Consider the following 19,213-nt stretch of genomic DNA (forward strand, 5'->3'; position numbering starts at 1 on the left):
ATTATCGCAAAAATTTTCTAAATCTGGACAATCCAGTGCAGCGAACCTTTGCACGCCCGATATTTCTGCACGATTCTTTCAGCGTGCCTGCAAATCGCTTTATCATCTGCTTTCTTTTGTTCAGGGTCGCCGGATTTCACGTGATCGCGCAGGAGCCTGCAGCGGCACCGACCGCGCCTGCTTCGACGCCTAAACCTGCTCCAGACGCGACTGCACCGCCCACGGCCGCCCCGGTGCCCGTCACACCTGCGGCAAAGCCTGTGCCCGCTTCACCAGCGGTGCCTGCCATGGGGATTGCGCCTCCCGGCACCATTGGCGGATTGCCAGATAACACGACGATTTTATCGCAAAAAGCAGCGGTGGCGTTCGGTGAGCAGAAGTGGGATGAAGCCCGGGCGGCCTATGAAGAAATGCTGAAGCTGGACGATCAAAATGCTCTGGCTTGGGCCAATCTGGGAGCGGTGGAGCAGCAGGCGGGACGGACCAAAGAGGCCCTCGAGTCCTTTGAAAAGTCAGTCCGCATCAATCCCACGGTGGCTCAATCCTGGAATGCCTTGGGCCTGATTTACTCTGCGCAGGGCGATACCTACCGGGCGATCTCTTGCTTCACCCGGGCGATCCATGAGGAGCCGACCGATGCCCGTGCTCACAACTACCTCGCCATTGCTGCGAAGAATCTTGGCTGGATCGATGCCGCGCAAACTGAGCTCCAGCGGGCGATTGAACTGAATCCTCAGTATGGCATCGCCCACTTCAACTTAGCGCTGCTTTATCTGGATCAGAAACCGCCAGCTCTGGAATTGGCAAAACGGCATTATGAGAAAGCCGTATCGCTGGGGGTGGAGAAAGACGAGATCGTGGAGCGGAGGCTGAAGGAGTGAGTTGGCAGATCCAGGCTGAGCTGGATGAACTCCGTGATCAGGGGCTCTGGCGCGACCTTCGCCGTTTGGACTCGCCCCAAGAACCGGTGGTGCAGCTTCAGGGGAAAACGTATCTGAACTTTTCCTCCAATGATTACCTGGGCCTGGCTGCGTCAGAGACCTTAAAGGCGGCACTGCATGAAGCCATCGTTCGTTATGGAGCCGGCTCGGGAGCCTCACGCCTTGTCTGTGGCACGATGAGTCCCCACCTGGAGTTGGAAGAGGCACTGGCGGCTTTTAAAGGCAGTGAAGCGGCGCTGACATTCACCAGTGGCTTTGCGGTGCCCATCGGCACCCTGCCCGCCTTGCTAGGGCCGGGAGATACGGTCATCTTGGACAAGCTCAGCCATGCCTGTCTGGTGGATGCGGCCAAACTCAGTGGAGCAACCCTGCGCGTGTTTCCGCACAATCATCTGGAGAAGCTCGAGCGTCTGCTCCAGACCGCGAAAGGCCGTGTCTTAGTCGTGACGGAGTCCATCTTCAGTATGGATGGCGATGCGGCTCGGCTGAGAGAAATCGTTGAGCTAAAAGATCGTTATGGAGCTTGGCTCTTGTTGGATGAAGCCCACGCGGTCGGGGTGCTCGGCCCTCAGGGGCGTGGACTCGCCGCCAGCCTCGGGCTCGAGAAACGCGTCGAGTTGCAGATGGGCACACTCAGTAAGGCCTTTGGCTTGAGTGGTGGCTACCTCGCGGCTTCTCGGGCGGTGGTGGACCTGCTCATCAACCGAGCACGCAGCTTCATCTACACCACGGCTCCGTCCCCAGCTGTCGCCGCGGCGGCAGGCGTGGCTCTCGGCCTGATTCAGGGGCCAGAGGGTGACCGCCGTCGAGAAGCATTGCAGCAACATGTACGGCAAGTGAGGGCAGTGGTGGAGGGGGCTGGGCAAACCGACCCCGCCCAAGCTTCCAGCGCCATCATCCCCTTGATCATCGGGGATGAGAAGGTGGCGGTGGAAACCAGCGCTGCATTGCGCGAGGCTGGTTTCCTGGTGCCTGCCATCCGTTATCCCACGGTTGCACGCGGCACGGCGAGGTTACGCATCACCCTCTCTGCGGCGCATCAGGCACAGCAGGTGGATGCCTTGCTCGCCCAACTCAAGGCGTAGATCCAGGCTCGCCGCGCAGCAGCATCTTGCCATTGAAGCGCTCGCCAGGGTGGAAGAGCCAACCGGGGGAGGCGTTCTTCAACTCATAGCGCTGAAGTACGAACTCAGGCAGTGCCAGATTGCTGTTCGGGTCATAGACACGACGCCCAGAGAAGTAACCCCAAAGACGATACTCGCGGTTATGGTCGCTGCCGAAGGCCGGGCCGTCTCCAGACGGAATCTCAGGGTAGCGGTCAGGCTGGCGAGCGAGCTTTTCACTCATCATGACTAGCTTCGACTGAGCCCATGGTTGCCCTGGGCGCCGCACATAACCCCAGATGTGCGTGCGCTCGATGTGAAAACGGCGTCCAATGTAATAGTCTCCTGGCGTTTCCGCCGCGATCTCCATCCGCCGGTATTCCATCAACTGCTGCTGACGGGGACTGGTAGAATCACAAGCCGTCAGAAGGACGGCAAGGCCGAGCAGGAGTAGATTAGCGAGGCGAAACATAGGACTACGCCGAGAGTGAAACACGAATGGACAAGCGCAAATGAAACCTCATGAGGCTTTCTTCTTCGCCGCCGCAGCTTTGGCGGCAGCGGCCTTCTTCTGGGCCTCCATGCGTTTGGCCTGCACCTCGCGGATTTCAGCTTCCCGTTTGGCCGCTTGAGCCTGGAGTCCGTTCGGATTCGCAGGGTCGGTGATCATGGGGAAGTCATCGGTGCGGAAGGGAGTCACAGGCAGGCCTTCGGCGGAATACACGTTGGCCACAGGGTTATCTGCCCAGGCGTAGCGCACGGCCACAGGTTTGGCCACCTGCTTGCTGCTCACGGAGATCTGATTGCCACGTGGCGTGCGGGGGCTCAGTTTGCTGTCGGGCAGGATCGTCGCTTCGGCCCAGACCCATTTGCGATCTTCCCCGCAGATGGCGAAACCATGGATCTCGTCGGTATCCACCACACGCAGGCCAGTCTCGGCGTGGTCGAAGGTGAGGATGGCTTGGCTGCCTTCAAACTTCACGTCTTTGTAGGTGGGGCTGCTGTAAGGCAGTTTGAGTCCGTAGTCCTTCACCAAGGCCCAACGAGCGAGGCGTTCGGCCACATCCCGTTTATTGCGAGGATGGATGTCGTTGGCTTCACCCAGATCGGTGATCACGCATTGGCCTGTGTGAGGCAGCTTGCTCAGGGTGAGGGTCTGCGCCTCGCGCAGTTCCGCCCAGTCGCTTTCCACAGGGTCGGTTTGATAGGCTTTGAAGTCGGCCAGTTGCACCCAGTAGAAAGGAAAGTCACCCTGTTTCCACTCATTGCGCCAGTGCTGGATCATGAAGGGGAACAGGTCGCGGTATTCCTTGGCGCGGCTGGCATTGCTCTCACCCTGATACCAGATGACGCCCTTGATGCCGTAGCCGATGGTAGGGTGCAGAACCCCGGCGTAAAGATTGCCGGGACGATGTTGCCCCGTCATCGGGTTCTGCGGCGCACGGGGCGGGTTGGGTGGCACAGGTTTGCCGGTTTTCAGGGCCTCTTTGCGTGCGACCGCCCAGGCATCCACCTTGGCTTGGTGATCCGCCATCTGCTTGTCAAAGGCCGCTTGGGTGAAGGTGGCCTCGGTGTTTTTCCAGCGGGTGATGATGTCTTGAAAGCGTGGATCTTTCTCCAGCAGATCGCGTTTCACCCAGGCCTCACAGGCGCTGCCGCCCCAAGCGTTGTCGATCAAACCGACGGGCACCCCGAGCATGTCATGCAGCACCCGGCCGAAATGATAACCCACGGCGGTGAATGGCCCCACGGTGGTGGGAGAGCACTCCTCCCACTGCCCTTTAAAGTCGTCCTGAATCTCCTGGGTGCCGACCTGCGGCACCGAGATGAGGCGGATTTGCGGGTATTTCGCCTGAGCGATGTCCAGATCCGCCGTCACCGTGCGATCCACCGTGAAACCCATGTTGGACTGGCCAGAGCAGATCCACACCTCGCCCACCAGCACGTTTTTCAGCTCACGGTTGGAACTACCTTGAACGGAAATCGTGGCCGGTGTCGCGTTTGCAGGCACAGGGTCCAGCTTCACGATCCACTTGCCCTGGGCATCGGCCTTGGTGGTTTTGGTCTGCCCGGCAAACTTCACGGTCACTTCCGTGCCGGGGTTGTCCCAGCCCCACAGGGGGTTGGACTGCTTTTGCTGGAGCACCATGTTATCGCCAATGATGGCGGGCAGGCGCAGTTCCGCATGCAAGGAAGCAGCGGCTAAGAAGAGAGAAAGACACAGTACGGACTTCATGGCTGAGCCAGAGTGAACGTGTCCACCGAGGCTCTCATTTCCACGATTCCCGTCGAATGACAGTTCAACGGCTTGCCATACCCGTCTTCGGGCGGATTTTCAGCAGGACGGGGAAGCTCGTCGTGAGTCCCGCGCTGTCTTGTTCCGCCCGAGCGGAAGCCATGGCCACATGACAGAGGCGATCCTGAGCCTGCACCCACGATGCACAGCGAAGGAAGATGGGACGCTCATTCTCCTTGGCCCGCACCTGCACGCCGTTGAGACCGATGTCTTCAATGATGACGCCATGCGGGAGGTTGTGAAGGTCGAAGTTGATGAGGTCATCGAACTGGTTTCGCTCCACCCGGATCCAAGCCTTAACCGTCTGGCCGGGCACCAGCACCAACTCCTGAGGAGCTTGGCCGGCCTCATCCTTGCGTGCCTTGGGTTTACCGGCCTCGTCGGGTTCAAGATAGACGACGAACTTCGGCGCCGCTCCGAGAGCGACGGGGCCAAAGTTGTTCGCCTGATGAGTGACGGTTTTCCCCGCGATCTCCGCAGTCGCCGTGACCGTGACCTTACTCCAATCCGCATCGGTTTTCGCACCCGGTAGAGCATGCAGACTACCCGTGGCCAGGGTGTGGCCGGCTTCAATCAAGAGTGGGCTGGAGGCGTAGAAACCCGCAGGCATGTTGGCGATCTCCACCCGAATCGGCCCCTCGAAACCATCCTGTCGATCCGCTTTGACCGAGAAGCCGATGGAGGACCCCGCTGGCACAGCCGTGAGCTTATTTTGATCCAAGGTCAGACTGAAGTCCGGTGCCGGAGGCCGGATATGCAGCGCATAGACAAAACGCTCTCCCGACCAGCCGCGCGTGTCCGTGACCCGAACGACGTAGCGTCCATCGGCCGGGGCGGTGAAGGTGAGCTTGGAGTCGCGACCCAGCTTGCGCTCGCCTTCATCATCATTGGCGTAGTTGAGGGTGAAGATCGGCAAGCCATTCGGCACCAGAGCTGTGCCCAGGGGATGAGGAATCACCGTGTAACACACTTCATCGAGAGCGTGGCTGGTGGCGCTGGTGTCGAAGTAAGAACGGCGTTTCCCCTCCGTCGCATAAAACAAGAAACCGCTATCGGGTCCCCGCGGCATCCGGAACGTCTTCAGGACGTCGCCATTGAAATAGACGTACTCGTTAAGCTCCATTTCCTCCCAGTTTTGCAGTCGGATGTCGGGGTTGTTAGCATCCACGCTGCGGAAGTTGTTGTAGCTGTCTCGCACGGCCTGCATCAGCAGTCGCGGCACGGGTTGACCCTTTGCATCCAGCACTTCGATCTTTGTATCCGCTGGTGAGCCTGCCATCCCCGCCAGGGTTTCAATGATCCAGGCCTGTCCCTTTTTGGCCTCAAAGGCAAAGTGATCTGTGTCGCCCAATGATGATCCACTGGCGTCCGACAATCTTTTAGTTAGGCTGGCATTGGCTGTGCCTGGAATAGACAGGGTCTGTGCTGTCTTGAATTCATCGTTCGGCTCGGTTTCCTGTGTTTGAGTCAGGCTGCTCACCCACTGGATGGGGTTGACCCGGTAACGCACATCTGCGGTGGCAGGAGGCACGGGTAAGAAACCCGTGCTGCCCGGTCTAACTTCAATCGGAGCCACCTTCTCCAGATGATGGCCGAGAAGGGTGACCATGGAGAGCTGCCCCATGGTCGCAGACAGCGGTTGCCAAGCCGTCACATAGGGCAGAGCACCCACCGTGAGCCGATACACATGACCGGGACCGCCATCCAAAGTGGTGTTACTGACGCGAACAAGGTAGTCGCCGCTCTGCACCGGAGTCCAGGCAATGAAAGGATCGCTGCCTGCGTCCAGCCCGCGATTGGCGGCCAGGATGTTCAGGGCCTCATCGAGAATCTCTAAGCGTGGTGACTTCATGGTGCTCCCCACCTGCTGCACGGCCAAATCGAACACGAGCTCTTCTCCCCCTGTGGCTTGGATGCGATAGACATCCTGCTGTCCAGTCTCGGACAGGGTCCCCCACAAACTGGCTGGCAGCGCCGAGAGGGACACGGGGCCTTGCTTGAAAAGGGCGGCCGCATGACGAACAGGTGGGAGATTGTCCGCATAGAGTTTGATGCGTGCCGTCTCTCCCTGATGGGTTTTTAGCCAAGCCTCATAAGTGCCGCGTTTGAGGGTAGCCGCAGCGGTGGCGCGGACGCGTAATTGGTTCGCTGAAATGGAATCGGTGACGATCTTGCCTTGGACTTCTGGGGAACTGAAAAAGATCTGAGGCTGATCCTCCAGGTTCTTGCCTTGGAGGATCAAGGTGACGGTTCCACCAGCGTGCAGCGCAGGCGTCAAGACGCGTGACAGCTCAGGTTTCACCATCGCTTTGGGCTTGGCCATCACGGGTTTCGCCACAGTGATCAGCTTGCCGGTTTCTGAGTCATACGCGCCAAGACTGCCATCCACGCGACCTGAGAAGAGCCCTGTCTTTCCCGTGAAGGTCAATCCAGGTGTCCAGTCGGGCTGCTGAGCGATGACCTTCTTTTCGGTTAGGCTGACCGCATCCCAGATCTTCATCGAGCGATCCGATGCACTGGAAGCGAGTTGCTTACCATCGCTCGATAGTGCGAGGCTTAAGATGCCTCCTTCATGAGCGAAGCGAGACGTCTCGATGGTATTGCTGCCCTCCTTGGCCGTTGCGCTGATGTGCCAGACGCGAATGCGGTTGTCCATCCCCGCTCCAAAAAGCTGGGCGCCGTCCCGGCTGAAGACGACGGCGTTTTGCTCTTTGGTGGGCTGAGAAAAAGTATCGAGTCGAGCCCCATCGGGCATGCTCCAGAGCTTGACCGTCCGGTCCGCGCTGGCACTGGCTAATACGCGACCGTCGGGTCTGAAACCGAGTCCATTGATGCTGCCGTTATGCCCCTTTAGAACACGAATTGCCTCGCCCGTGACAGCCTTCCAAAGGCGAATCTTTTGATCGTATCCCCCTGTGACCAGCGTCTGACCGTCGGGCGATAGCGCCAAGGAATAGCAGGCGTCCGTATGCCCCTGGAAGTTGTGCAACGCCATGCCATCTGCCGTCTTCCAAGAACGCACCTCACCTGCGATGCCAGCCTCTCCGCCCGCCGCATACACGATGCTACCATCCGGAGAGAACGTGACCGCGTTCACCTTCCCTTTGAAGCCCGAGAGTTTTCTCATGACTTGTTGATTGGTCGGATTGACCAACTCCACCTCGCCATACCGTGCAACCGCCAGAAGCTTCACGGCATCGGCATAAGCCAAAGCCTGGATCGATCGTTTGGGCGCAACTTTAGAGGCAATCTTGGGGGTGACAACTTCTCGAGGAGCTGGAGGCTGATCGGCAACCACCGGCCCTTTCGCCCCTTGATTGATCCAAGCTTTGATCAATGCGATTTCTTCGGCCTTCAGTTTCTCGCGTTTGCCTGGTGGCATGAACTCATTCTTCCCGCCGCGGCCAGACCGACCTTCGAGAAATTTCACCAACAAGCTTTCCTCAGCCTTCCCCGCGACAATCGAAGCGCCTTCCTCCCCCCCCTTCATCAGTGCGGCAAAGGTGTCTAAAGCTAGTCCACCATCCGCATCATCTGCGCCATGGCAATCCAGGCAGTATTGATCCCAGAGCGGAACGATTTCCTTCTGGTAGGAGACGAGGGTTTCGGCATGCGAGGCCCCCGAAAGGAGCAATTGAAAGCTACTCAAGAAGAGAAATGAGGAGCGCATGAGTCTGACTCGGTGCATCGCGGGAAGTTAGTGCTGAAATAAAAATTCCTTGGAGCTCATCAGGCCCCAAAAGATGTCTTCTAAAGTGGCTCGCCGATCTTTCGGGGAAGCCGTTGCGAGCAATTCAGTCGCTTTGCTTTTTTCGGTCGCACTCGGAGGACGAGCGAGTGCGGTCAGGTAAGCTTCTTCGATCAGCTTTTCGTTAGGCAAAGAGGCTTTCAAGAGATGATCCAGGCGATTGTCGACAGCAGAGAGCTTTTCATTCAGGGTGTCGCCATTGGCAATGTGCAGGGCCTGAGCCATGCTGGGCTCATTCGTGCGCTCGCACTCGCAGGTGGAGATGCGATCTGCCCGGCCAAAACTCTTGAGAAAGTAGCTGGCAATGTTGGAGTCAGGCAATTGCAAGGCGCGGAAGCCCATCGGGTAGATGTCCTTGGTGCCGCGATTGGCATTGCGTCGATCAATCGCAAAGGTGGTTGGCACGGCGGTGACTTGAGCGATGGAGTCCAGGAGCACTTCCGCCTTCAGACGGCGTGGATAAAAATGGCTGTAATAACGCACATCCACCTTATTGGCGGGCAAGCTTTCGCTGCTACGTTGATAAGTCTCGCTTTGGAGGATCACACGCATGAGCGCTTTGAGATCGAAGTGGTTTTTGACCAGATGTTCGCAAGCCGCATCCATGAGGGCTTCATTGCTGGCGGGATTGGTGATGCGGATGTCATCCACGGCTTCTACCAAACCAACGCCGAAGAAGTTGGCCCACACGCGGTTGGTGATGGTTCGCTTGAAAAGTCGATTGTTAGGCGAGGTGAGCCAATCGGCCATGGCAATCCGCCGATCTTCAGGGGAACTCATGGCAAGGGGTTGAGTGACTTCGAGAGCCCGTGGCGGTTGAGGCTTGCCCGTGAGAGGCTGCACCAAATCGCCCTCCGTCGCACTGAAGACGATGCGTTCGTCGGCCGTGGCCCCGTTCTTGGTGCGAATTCGTGAGAACAGATTGGCAAAGGCGAAGTATTCGTCGTTGGTCCACTTTTCCAAGGGATGATTGTGACACTTAGCGCAATTCATGGCGGTCCCGAGAAACGCCACCGATACCGTTTCAGCCAACCGAGTCGGTTCGTCATGCAGCAAGAAAAAATTGCCCGCCCCATTTTCCAAAGTGCTCCCTGTGGCGGTTAGAAGTTCTCTGACCATCACATCCCAGGGGGTATTCGCTGCGACACGATTGCGGATCCAATGATAATAAGCCCACATGCCTTCGGCTGAAAGCTTGTCGCTATTGACTAGCAAAAGATCACTCCAGCGATGAGACCAGTAATCCACGAATTCAGGTCTTTTGAGAATGGATTCGATCAAACGATCCCGCTTGTCGGCTTTGGAATCGGTCAGGAAGGCTCGGGTTTCCTCAGTGGTGGGCAAGACTCCCAAGGTATCCAAAAAGGCGCGTCGAATGAATTCTCCATCCGTGCACTGTTGAGACGGTGGAATGTTAAGGGCGCGGAGTTTGGTGAGCACGTGCTCATCCACAAAGTTACGAGCCTTGAGCTGAGCAAACAAGGCTTCGCTGACCTGCTCTTGTTGAGGCACGCTGATGGTGGAAATATCCAATCGGCTGAGATACCAAGCGCTGACCGTGCTTTCTCCTGCGCCGGCCACCTTGACAAGGCCTTGATCATCGACGGTAGCGACACTGGCGTTCACGGCATTGAACTTGGCCCACCGGGTGACGTCTTCCCGACGACCATCGCTGAATTGGGCCATCACCTTGAGTTGGCTTTGCATGCCGGGCTTGCCCATGAGGTGCTTCGGGGATACTTCCAGGGCTGTTAGACGTGCATCCGTAGTTTTGGGGCCAGGAGAACCTTGGGCGATCCATTCCACTAAAGTTCGATAGGCTTCGGAATCCATTTCAAACCGTTTGTCACCCTTGTGAGGCACGGTTTTGACTGCTTTCAGCAGAAGAAGACTGCGGGCCGGGTCTTCATCATTGATTCGCCGCCCCATGGCGGAGCGGGTGATGGAGAGGTAGTCGCCCTCATCGTCAAATCCACGCAATGACAGACGGAAGCCGCCTTGCCCCGCCGCCGCTCCGTGACAAGCGCCCATATTGCAGCCATAGCGGGTGAGAATGGGCTGCACTTCATTGCGAAAGCTCGGGGCCTCGGCCAATGCTGCTATGGGTGAACCCAGCAGGAGAAAAAGCACTAGACATTGCGCGATACGAGAAATCGAAGTAGTTTGTGGAATGTCCACTCTGGCTGAAATTGAACTAGCCGCCGCAAAACTACCGGCCTCAGACAAGGAGTCTTTGATGGTATGGTTGCAGTTTGAATTGGAAGCCGAAAAAAAGGCTGTTCCTGGCCAACGAGTTTCCGGATTGGGCAAGGGAGCATGGTCTGTCGCCAATGACTTTAACGATCCTCTGCCTGATGAATTTTGGCTGGGTGAAGATGCATGAATATCCTTCTTGATACCCATGCCTTCATTTGGTGGAACGAAGGCGACGCGAGGATTTCTACCCACCTGCATAGGGAATTGCGTGATCCGGCGAATACCCTTTGGCTGAGTATGGCCAGTGTATGGGAAATGCAGATCAAGTCTCAACTGGGAAAGCTGCAATTGCAAAAACCCTTGCACTTGTTGATTGAGCAAGAAATGCAAGTCAACAGACTGCGCCTCTTGTCCATCAGTCTGGAAGATATTTATTCCTTGGCGAGGTTGCCTGCTCTTCATCGTGATCCGTTTGATCGAATCATTGTGTCGCAAGCCATAGCGGGGGGATTTCATCTCGTTACAAATGATACTAATATTCGAGGCTACCACGTGCCGGTCCTTTGGTAATCACGCAAACAGCTCCCTAACAGCTTGTTTGCCAAAATCGACGACGGGGTAAGGGCGTCCTTGCGGACCCGGAAGTTCGGTGTGGAGGTCGATGCCGAGGCTTTCGTAAATCGTCGCCACGATCTCGCCGGGATCGACGGGACGCTCGGCTGGATAAGCGCCGATTTCATCGCTCTTGCCAATGACCTGGCCACCTTTGACGCCGCCCCCTGCAAAGTTAACCGTCCAGCAGTTCGGCCAGTGATCGCGACCACCCGCCGGATTCACTTTCGGGGTGCGACCAAATTCCGCGAGGCAGGTCACCATGGTGTCGTCCAGCATGCCGCGCTGAAACAAATCCTCAATCAGGGCGGTGTAACCCTGATCGTACATGGGGGCGACGATGTCCCTCATGCCTTCGATGCTGGTGAACGGCTTGCTACCATGGATGTCCCAGGTGATCTCGCCGAAAACGGTGATGAAGGTATTCACGGTGACCATGCGCACGCCCCGCTCGACCAAGCGGCGGGCCAAGAGGCAACTCTGACCGAAGCGATTCAAACCATAGCGCTCCCGCACCTTCATGGGCTCTTTGCTCAGGTCGAAAGCCTCGCGAGCTTGAGAGCTGGTCATGATGCGGTAGGCGGACTCGAAATTGGAATCCATCAACTTGGCCTGCTCGCTGGCTTCAAAATTCTTTACGGAGCTATCCACCAGATCACGCATCATCCGGCGACGCTCCAGGCGCACCTCACCGATTTCCCTCGGCGGCAAAAGATCAGGCACTTTGAAGTCCTTGGTGGAAGGGTCGGAGTTGAGAACGAAGGGATCGTAAGCTTTACCCAGGAACCCAGCGTCCTGCCCGTGGGGCATGTTCCCGCCCGTGGGCCCCATCGTTTCGGGAAGGATCACATGGGCAGGTAACTCCGAGCGACGGCCTAACAAAAACTCCGCCGCGCATCCGACGTGCGGGGTATTGACCCCGCCTGTGAAAAGACGCCCGGTCTGCATCATCTGATGCCCCGTGTCATGCACAGCCGCTGCATTGTGATAGCAGGAGCGCACGAGGCTAAACTTGTCGGCGATTTTGGCATGAAGAGGTAAGATCTCCGAGATTTCGAAAGCATCGCTTTTCGTGCGGATGGGTTTGAAAGGACCGCGTATCTCGCTGGGTGCCTCCGGTTTCATGTCCCAGAGATCGAGCTGGCTTGGGGCGCCGAGATTGAAGATCATGATGCAGGAGCGCTGACTCTTTTTCGAGTCCACCTTGCCCGCCGCTTTCAGGGCTTGGAAGCTAGGCAGGGTCAGGCCGAGTGCACCGAGCATGCCGACCTGGAGGAAGTCACGCCGGGTGATGCCGTCGCAGGTGGTGATGGAGCCGTCGCCGGAAAATTTAAACATAGCTATAAATCGTTAGGTGGAAGAATACGTCGCCAGTTTGGAAATCTGAATGGACGATCCCGCTATGATGTTGGGAGGTTCGTGCCCTTGATTGGATGGGTCTGGAAGGAGTGAACGATCAAAATTTGCTGGATTCAGCTTCGATTGGAACCCGTGAATCCAAAGGGGGTTGAAGCTTGTAACTTTTGGGGCTCTTTCCGTGATACAGCTTGGTGACGCTCGGTTTTGCCTGTTGAATTTACTTTAAGCTCGCCTTGATCCACACTCCGTTCACCTACCTATGAAATTCACCCTTCTTGCTCTGCTGTCTCTCCTTGGTGTCTGCACAGCGCTCGCTCAGACCAGCGCCCCGGCGACACCGGCAAGTCCCAATCAAGAAGAGGTGACCCAAGACGGCTTGTGGGATGGACGGCTCAAGGGCGGGTCTTACCTCGTGCGCTGCACGCAGATCCTTGCGTTATCTAAACACGAGTATGTGGCCGATTCCGTGGCCCGAGTGGTGGAGGTGAATTTGACCCTGAACTCCAGCATGAACGTGCGCTTTTACTACCTGGAGCCCCTGCGTCTCGAGGGCGGCGGAATTGTCGGAGCCGGTCAGCAGGCGCTCGATAAAGCGCGTGCCATGGTGCAGGACGCCGCCTCACGCGTTTCTCCGACCCTGACCACACCCAAGGTGGTGAAAAACTACCCCACCTCCACTCATGCGCACACGATTGAGTTCGTGATCGCAGATGAGGAGCGGTTGAATTCCCTTCATGCCAGTCTTGAGCGTGCCTTCCGTACTGGCCGAGGCCGCATCTGGCGCGAGTGAAGCGCTACCACTCTATGCACCTTTGGACTTTCGGAGGTCCTCCACCAGCACGAACCGGAATCGCGAGTCATAAGCGCCGCCGTTGTAGCGATTGCAGCATTCACTGCAGGCCGTGTGGCGGTGAAACTTGCGCACGCGTTTGACCACAAGACCGCAGTGAGAGCAGGCGTAGATCAGATTGCGCGCCACCTCTTGGCGAGGCAGTGGTAATTTATGACGGGCGGTTTCGCCAGGGATACCGACATCGGCACAGGCCTGCTGCCACTCACGACCGTGGGGTTCGATCCGGCGACGGCCAGCCCGGTGATAGGCCACCAGATGAGCCAGCTCATGCAGCAGGGTGCGCCGCACCTGACCGTCAAATTCCTCCAGTTTGGGATTCAGTTCGATCTTCCAGGAAGGAAAACTCGCATAACCCGCCGTGCTTCTGAGCCGATGATTCCACTTCACCGCAATCAGCTTAGCCGCACCGGCGAGATCCAATTGGCGCAGGATTTCCCGACATTCCTCCGTGAGGGCCTCGTCCAGTTCGAGACCGTCTTGGTCTTTGACTCGACGATTGACCGGTGATTCGCCCTGGCCATCCACATAGAGAGGTCGAGGCAGCGCCCGCTCTTCCAGGTTTCCGCGGACACCGGCCTGGAAATCCATCCACAGTTGAGAAAGTTTGCGCAGAGATCGGGGCATCAGACCGCCTCCTTTTCGGGGGTTTTCGGAGCTTTCGTGACAGGGGTGCTCTTGCGATCCCGGATGCGATGCTCCTGGTCGCCCAGGGCATACACCATGTCGGGAGCCACACTTTCCATGAGGAAAACGTTCGCGCCGATCGTGCTGCGGGCCCCGACGATGGTATCACCGCCGACGATGGTGGCCCCAGCATAGATGGTGACGTTGTCCTCGATGGTGGGGTGGCGTTTTTTCCCGGCCAGAGCTTGACCCTGCGCCAGCGAGCGAGCGACGAGACCCACGCCTTGATAAAGCTTCACGCGGGTGCCGATGCTGCACGTCTCGCCGATCACCACGCCCGTGCCATGGTCAATGAAGAAGTGGCTGCCGATCTGCGCTCCGGGATGGATATCGATCCCCGTGCGTCCATGCGCCCACTCCGTCATCATGCGTGGGATCAGCGGCACCCCCAGGGTGTAGAGGAGGTGCGCCGTGCGTTGGACAGCAATGGCTTCCAGGCCTGGGTAGGCCAAAATGATTTCCTCATAACTGCGGGCCGCAGGATCGCCCTCAAAGGCCGCCTGGACATCGGTTTGCAGCAGACGCCGCACCTCCGGCAGCTTGACCATGAAGTCACAGACCAGCTTCATGGCTTCCTCATGGTGATTGCCGCTTTGATCACGCAGGCGTAGGCTGCGACGCACCTCCGTGCGGAGACGCTCACGGATGCTGGCCACCAGCTCATGGGTCATCAGCTCCAGATCCTGAGAGGAAACGGCGTCTTCGGAGTAGAAACCGGGAAACAGCACCTGAAGGAGGTCTTCACAGAGCGAGGCAATCGCTTGCTTGGAGGGCAGCGCCCCGCAGTCCACATGGTTGATCCCGCCGACCTCGCAATACGAGGCCATGAGGCTCTGAACGATCTCTTCCTGTCGGCAATCCATTGAGTTGAAAGGTAAAATAGAAGCAAAAGCCGCATCTGGCAAATGGCGGTCCGGGGCTTGACCACGATCCTCACCCGCCACCGCAGCGGCCTGCCTCGGGGATACGTCCGCCAGACCACCCCGCATCCAGTCTTCTTTCAGCGCCATCTCCCACCGCTTCGGGTTCGTCGTTGTTGTGTTTTGATGCCTTTTGTCGAGCTTTGGCCTTTTTCCGCCCTTCCTGGTCGTCATTTCAGCATAAACGATTGGGAAACAAAGGGTTAAAGCCCGTGCGCTTGGCTCAAAAAAGGCTCTTTCAAGGCTCAAGACGGGTTCAGGTGAATCCGGTGCCTGCTGGGTTGGCTGGGGACGGGCGATGGGTCCCTCAAGCACCGTGTGCGCCACGTCCCCAGGCCCGAGGTCCCTGGGAACACATTCCCTGCTCAGCGGCTGGAGCCCAGCTGCACTACTTGGCGGCTGCCGCAGCATCTCCCCCAGGCGTTTAAAGCCCGCCGATAGTGATAGCGAAAAGAAATCATCGATCTCATGCCCGCAGCGGGGTGATCAACGAGGGAAAAGGCAAGGGGAGAAATCAGTGCCCTCACTCACCCGCCTGTCCAAGAATCAGATCCCGCAGATCATCATGGATGAAAAGCGAGCTTCGATTGGATTGACCACGAGCATCTGAGATGTCCTCCACCGCCGCCGTCAGATCGTAATTGCGCGGAATGCCACGCTCTGCCAACTCACAACCAAACGCGAAATGATCCAGCCCCGCCATCGCTGCGGCACGTCCCAGGCTTAACCAGCCACGAGCGTAATAGCGCGCCGCCAGTTCGATCTGCATATGCCGCTCTCGCTCGCCAGGTCCCAGGGGCAACTGCTGGAGCACCGCGTCATCGACTTCCAGGGTAATGCTCATGCTCAAGCCTACCCTGCTCCGCAAAATCTTGCAAGACGGTCTTGGGTCACCCAGCGTCGAAGTTCAGCGCTGCTCCTGCCTATGGGAGTTCATGGATAGGGCGCTGGGGCCTCCAAGCGCCTTATCGGCATCGAGCGTCTTTAGCGGCTGGAGGAGCCCAGCTGCGCGACTTGGCAGCCACTACATCATCCCGCCCCACGTGCTCAAAGCTCGCTGATAGAGCAAAGAAGGGGTGGTGGAATCCGATGAAGGTAGAGCTCGCAACAATCTCCTCAAACCCTTACGCAAATCGAATTCGCCATTCACTTTTCTGGAGGTTAGGCAACAGTGATGAGGCACCTCAGAGTATGTAACCTTAGTGAGGGCATGACATAATTATTTGAATATATACCTATCTTTTTTGAAGCGTTAAAAGGTGCTACATAAAATAACGAAATTGATAAGTTTGAGGATTCAGTGTGGGCATCCGTTTAATTACTCTAGCCAGTACTTGCGCGTATGCTAATGTGACAGGCAAGCGATCGTAAAGGCCATCGTTATTCCAATTCATTTTAGTCAAACCTAAAATGGCTTGGCAGTGAGGTTCCCAGCTTCCATGCCCTGCATATCTGCGCAACATCAAGGGGGTGGGAATGCCTTTGCCTTCTTTATAGAAGTCCTTCCCGCCTACTGCGGTGGGAGCATTCCCTTGAGTCCACAACAACATCGTTCTTCCGTCTAATTGAAGTGAGGTGCCTCGATGGACTGGATAACCGTCAGGTGCACCTTTCGTTTTGTTAGGATCGGAGGGTGCGTGAATGAGAACTCCCCTCCATCCGACATCTTGTTGAACTTGAATTAGATCAATGGCAAGAGAACCCCGAAATGCGTCAAAGCAACCTTCGATTTCATCAGATTTAAATTGTGTGGATTTGTGTACTACAACGCGTTGCGGAATCCTTCCCCCATGACGTCTTTGATAAAGTCCCAAGCTTCGACTCATAACTCGCCGCATCTCATTTCTACTAAGAAATGGATTATCTCTTTCGACATGGACGTCATCGGTTTCGAAGGCAACAAATTCTAGACCAGAGCCTTCAGAGTCAAATACTTGGCTGCAACAAGTCACAAATCTTGACCCCTTCGATTGCTGCTCTCTCATGGCATAGCTTAGGCCTATGAAAGCTGTTTCAGGATCCGCACTAGCCATTTTCCATGGCACTCCTCCAGCTTTGCAATAAAGCGCTATAGACAATCTCCAGGCAACACTACAACGGCATTTGTATGTCAACGCATTATCAGTTATGATTTGCGTTGGAATGCCACGTGTTGCCATCGTGGCCTTGAGGTAATCATGCAAATCAAAGCCATCAATCTCAGAGCTATAAAAACCAGCTTGCCATCGGTGAGGCAAATATATGGCAATAATGTCGAATTCATGCCTGTGTGCTTCGACCACTGAAATTGCTCTGGAAAGCCCCTCTGCCAATGTTACATAAGGGGCTTTAGCATTATTCAATGCCTCATCGAAAGCTTGTGGAAATTCAAAAATTGCAGTGTCAGAAGCTATTTCAAGACCTACGCGGAAAATGCTAGTAAATCCAGGATATTCAGTGAGATATGCCCTTCGTTCACTTGGCCTGTGCCGCTGATGAAGTTCGGTTAATAAGCCTTTTACGAATTTTAATCCTCCAAATGGAGCGATTATTGCAATGCGTATCGGGTCTAAAACTGCTTGGAGTAAATTACGGCTATAAGGTCCAAAACGAACAAGCCCTATTAGTGGATGTTCTTCCACTTCTTGTCGACGCTCTGGGTGAAACAAAAGCCTCGCTTCTGGTAGCAGGAAATGGTCAGACAGTTGTGAAATTGGTGGGTTCATTTGCGACTTCTATGACGGGAAAATGCAGTGTTTCCAGAGATCTCAAATACGGCATCGACGCCAGCTCCAGTATTAAATGCGGCAATCCTAGCAGTTTGATTATTGCCCGTGATTAACGCGCTCCAAGCTGCTAAAAGTTGATTCCAATTTTTATTATACCGACTTGCTGAGCGCTGGCGATGAAACTCCTTTTCATTATCTGAAACCCTTCTTCCTGGCAGACTTTCGACCCAAGTCGTTGGTTCAAATAAAAGCCATAAGGCCTGTTGGCGGAGTTCCAGACGTATAGTTATAGCTTCCGCCCATGCAATGCCTGCTTTTGGGATCTTTCCCGTTAGAGAACCGCAAACCTGCCGGAGAGGATCATAGTGACGATTTGTGGTGTCTCTGTAATTAATTGCCAAAACATTGATATTTCCCCTTCGACAAGAAACTAATGACCTGTTTGTAGCTAGAGCTTTGACAAAGGCTTCATTAATCAAGCTGCTTTCCATGGAATCAAAATATAAGCGATCCGATTCAATCGGATGAAGATCCCATTCGGTTATTTGGTAATTTGAGAACGTGGAGCGGACATCGCTATCACTTCCAAAAGCAAGAACTCCACTCCTTCTACGAACCGCTAAGATATCCGTGCCGCTAGTGCGGACTGCTTCACGTACTTCCTTCTGCCCACCAATTTTACAGGCAAGACGTCGACACAACGTCGGATAAGAAATGATGGGCAATGCGTTCAGACGTACAACAGGCCAGTCTCCTTCCCGTGGAGGGGGTTCCGCATCGCTCACGCGTGGAAGTGCTGAATCCAAATGCTGAGCCAATTTTGGGCTTATCTCTTGCTCCATCAATAGCACATCCGCCATAAATTCATCAAAGCCAGGTGATTCAATCAAATGCGCAAACACTCCTACTGATTGAGCTTTTTCAATCAGTTTAACTGCTCTTTGATAAGGAGGAGAACCTGGACGGCATACCCAGAAAAGCCCTCCTGGGAAACCCTTGCCGTTGTGTAACGCTGATTCTAACGCATCCATTATAGAGTCATCACGTCCACTATAACCTAATACAATAAGACCGAAACGTTTACTGGCCTCAGTTAAGCTAAGTCGCATTTCTTCATCTTGTTTGATTAATTCATCAGATGTGTTCTTGAGTTTTCTGGATTGAAAATCGCCATGTAGTTTAACCAGAACTGGCCATCGATCTTCAATTAAAGTTTCTGTAGCAAGCTTTGGGGAATCGAGAGTTGCAACAGTCAGTTTTGCTGTAGTCTGGAAAATCTTGGCGGCAGCATCTTCAATATTCCTGTCGAAATTTGTGGTCCAAATTATTCGCGTTTTCTCCAATGCAGCTAGGACAGCAAGAGCTAGATGGCCAAATGATGTGGTGGCTTTAGAAACCATGCGATCGATAAATCGGCGACGGTCAGCCTCATCTGGACAAGCATTTAAAAATAGCTCTGCGTATTCGGTTTCGCTATTTGGTTTTGGGAATCTGCCTGTGCTATCTATATATTCTTGAATGCGTCGCTGAAGAAGAGGATTGCTCAGGTCCTCACATGCGCGAATTGGCACTTTTTGTTCCGCACAATAAATGGTGCGTTTGAAATTCCAGATCATATCTCCCGCCGTGGGTATTCCCGACGATGCTGATGCTCCAGCTCCAAGGAACCACATCAGACTGTGAGATCGTGAGTTATATATTTTCAGGAAATCCGAGGCTGTCATAAAACGTTGGAAATTAATCCTATGTATTTGAAAAAGTGATTATAACTGGCAAAGACCGATTTTATCCTG

General features: G+C 55.5%; 16 protein-coding genes. 5 read left to right on the forward strand and 11 right to left on the reverse strand.

From position 1 onward, the window contains the following. Nucleotides 1-136: 136 nt before the first annotated feature. Nucleotides 137-289: a hypothetical protein gene (locus tag B5D61_RS26285; RefSeq protein ID WP_176159376.1), complete on the reverse strand. Its 153-nt coding sequence runs from the start codon at nt 287-289 to the stop codon at nt 137-139. On the opposite strand from B5D61_RS26285, the gene B5D61_RS11725 reads away from it, so the two are divergent. Together B5D61_RS11725 and bioF are read left to right on the forward strand one after the other, a co-directional pair. Next, complete coding sequence (locus B5D61_RS11725) at nt 288-881, forward strand: tetratricopeptide repeat protein (RefSeq protein ID WP_078813586.1); 594 nt, start codon at nt 288-290, stop codon at nt 879-881. The two genes, B5D61_RS26285 and B5D61_RS11725, sit on opposite strands and share 2 nt — an antisense overlap. Next, nucleotides 878-2,026, forward strand: a complete 1,149-nt coding sequence (gene bioF, locus B5D61_RS11730; protein WP_078813587.1) for an 8-amino-7-oxononanoate synthase — start codon at nt 878-880, stop codon at nt 2,024-2,026. Before B5D61_RS11725 ends, bioF begins: the two co-directional genes overlap by 4 nt. On the opposite strand, the gene B5D61_RS11735 is transcribed toward bioF, so the two are convergent. The 4 genes from B5D61_RS11735 to B5D61_RS11750 form a co-directional block, all read right to left on the reverse strand. Next, nucleotides 2,016-2,516 (reverse strand): hypothetical protein, encoded by a 501-nt coding sequence (locus B5D61_RS11735; RefSeq protein ID WP_078813588.1) that lies wholly within the window; start codon nt 2,514-2,516, stop codon nt 2,016-2,018. The two genes, bioF and B5D61_RS11735, sit on opposite strands and share 11 nt — an antisense overlap. A 48-nt stretch (nt 2,517-2,564) precedes the next feature. Then, nucleotides 2,565-4,280: a sialate O-acetylesterase gene (locus B5D61_RS11740; protein WP_078813589.1), complete on the reverse strand. Its 1,716-nt coding sequence runs from the start codon at nt 4,278-4,280 to the stop codon at nt 2,565-2,567. Nucleotides 4,281-4,344: 64 nt separating this feature from the next. Then, nucleotides 4,345-8,010 carry a c-type cytochrome domain-containing protein gene (locus tag B5D61_RS11745; protein WP_078813590.1) on the reverse strand — a complete coding sequence of 1,222 codons (3,666 nt, stop codon included), beginning with the start codon at nt 8,008-8,010 and terminating at the stop codon, nt 4,345-4,347. Between the two features lie 27 nt (nt 8,011-8,037). Next, nucleotides 8,038-10,218, reverse strand: a complete 2,181-nt coding sequence (locus B5D61_RS11750; protein ID WP_245846527.1) for a DUF1553 domain-containing protein — start codon at nt 10,216-10,218, stop codon at nt 8,038-8,040. 40 nt (nt 10,219-10,258) lie between these two features. Here B5D61_RS11750 and B5D61_RS26820 point away from each other — a divergent pair, with 40 nt between their 5' ends. Continuing rightward, nucleotides 10,259-10,471, forward strand: a complete 213-nt coding sequence (locus tag B5D61_RS26820) for a DUF2281 domain-containing protein (RefSeq protein WP_139373219.1) — start codon at nt 10,259-10,261, stop codon at nt 10,469-10,471. Next, entirely contained in the window at nt 10,468-10,854 is a 387-nt protein-coding gene (locus B5D61_RS11755) for a type II toxin-antitoxin system VapC family toxin (RefSeq protein ID WP_078813801.1), read from the forward strand. Before B5D61_RS26820 ends, B5D61_RS11755 begins: the two co-directional genes overlap by 4 nt. On the opposite strand, the gene B5D61_RS11760 is transcribed toward B5D61_RS11755, so the two are convergent. Then, entirely contained in the window at nt 10,855-12,234 is a 1,380-nt protein-coding gene (locus tag B5D61_RS11760; RefSeq protein ID WP_078813591.1) for a DUF1501 domain-containing protein, read from the reverse strand. Nucleotides 12,235-12,514: 280 nt separating this feature from the next. Between B5D61_RS11760 and B5D61_RS11765 the strand changes: the two genes are divergently transcribed. Then, nucleotides 12,515-13,045: a hypothetical protein gene (locus B5D61_RS11765; protein ID WP_078813592.1), complete on the forward strand. Its 531-nt coding sequence runs from the start codon at nt 12,515-12,517 to the stop codon at nt 13,043-13,045. Between the two features lie 12 nt (nt 13,046-13,057). Here the strand turns inward: B5D61_RS11765 and B5D61_RS11770 are convergent, their stop codons facing one another. The 5 genes from B5D61_RS11770 to B5D61_RS11790 all read right to left on the reverse strand — a co-directional run bounded on the left by B5D61_RS11770 (nt 13,058) and on the right by B5D61_RS11790 (nt 19,144). Beyond that, the gene (locus B5D61_RS11770; protein WP_078813593.1) at nt 13,058-13,732 is read right to left on the reverse strand and encodes a SprT family zinc-dependent metalloprotease; all 675 of its coding nucleotides are present in this window, start codon (nt 13,730-13,732) and stop codon (nt 13,058-13,060) included. Beyond that, a complete protein-coding gene (gene epsC / locus B5D61_RS11775) occupies nt 13,732-14,802 on the reverse strand; it encodes a serine O-acetyltransferase EpsC (protein ID WP_245846528.1) in 1,071 nt (356 codons plus the stop codon). The genes B5D61_RS11770 and epsC overlap by 1 nt, the downstream gene beginning before the upstream one ends. Nucleotides 14,803-15,235: 433 nt before the next feature. After that, nucleotides 15,236-15,556, reverse strand: a complete 321-nt coding sequence (locus B5D61_RS11780) for a UPF0175 family protein (RefSeq protein ID WP_078813594.1) — start codon at nt 15,554-15,556, stop codon at nt 15,236-15,238. A 418-nt stretch (nt 15,557-15,974) separates the two neighbouring features. Then, nucleotides 15,975-17,417 (reverse strand): argonaute/piwi family protein, encoded by a 1,443-nt coding sequence (locus B5D61_RS11785; RefSeq protein WP_078813595.1) that lies wholly within the window; start codon nt 17,415-17,417, stop codon nt 15,975-15,977. Continuing rightward, nucleotides 17,414-19,144 carry an SIR2 family NAD-dependent protein deacylase gene (locus B5D61_RS11790; RefSeq protein ID WP_078813596.1) on the reverse strand — a complete coding sequence of 577 codons (1,731 nt, stop codon included), beginning with the start codon at nt 19,142-19,144 and terminating at the stop codon, nt 17,414-17,416. Before B5D61_RS11790 ends, B5D61_RS11785 begins: the two co-directional genes overlap by 4 nt. Between the last annotated feature and the right edge of the window lie 69 nt (nt 19,145-19,213).

Origin of the sequence: Prosthecobacter debontii (genome assembly GCF_900167535.1) — a bacterium.
Lineage (GTDB): Bacteria > Verrucomicrobiota > Verrucomicrobiia > Verrucomicrobiales > Verrucomicrobiaceae > Prosthecobacter > Prosthecobacter debontii.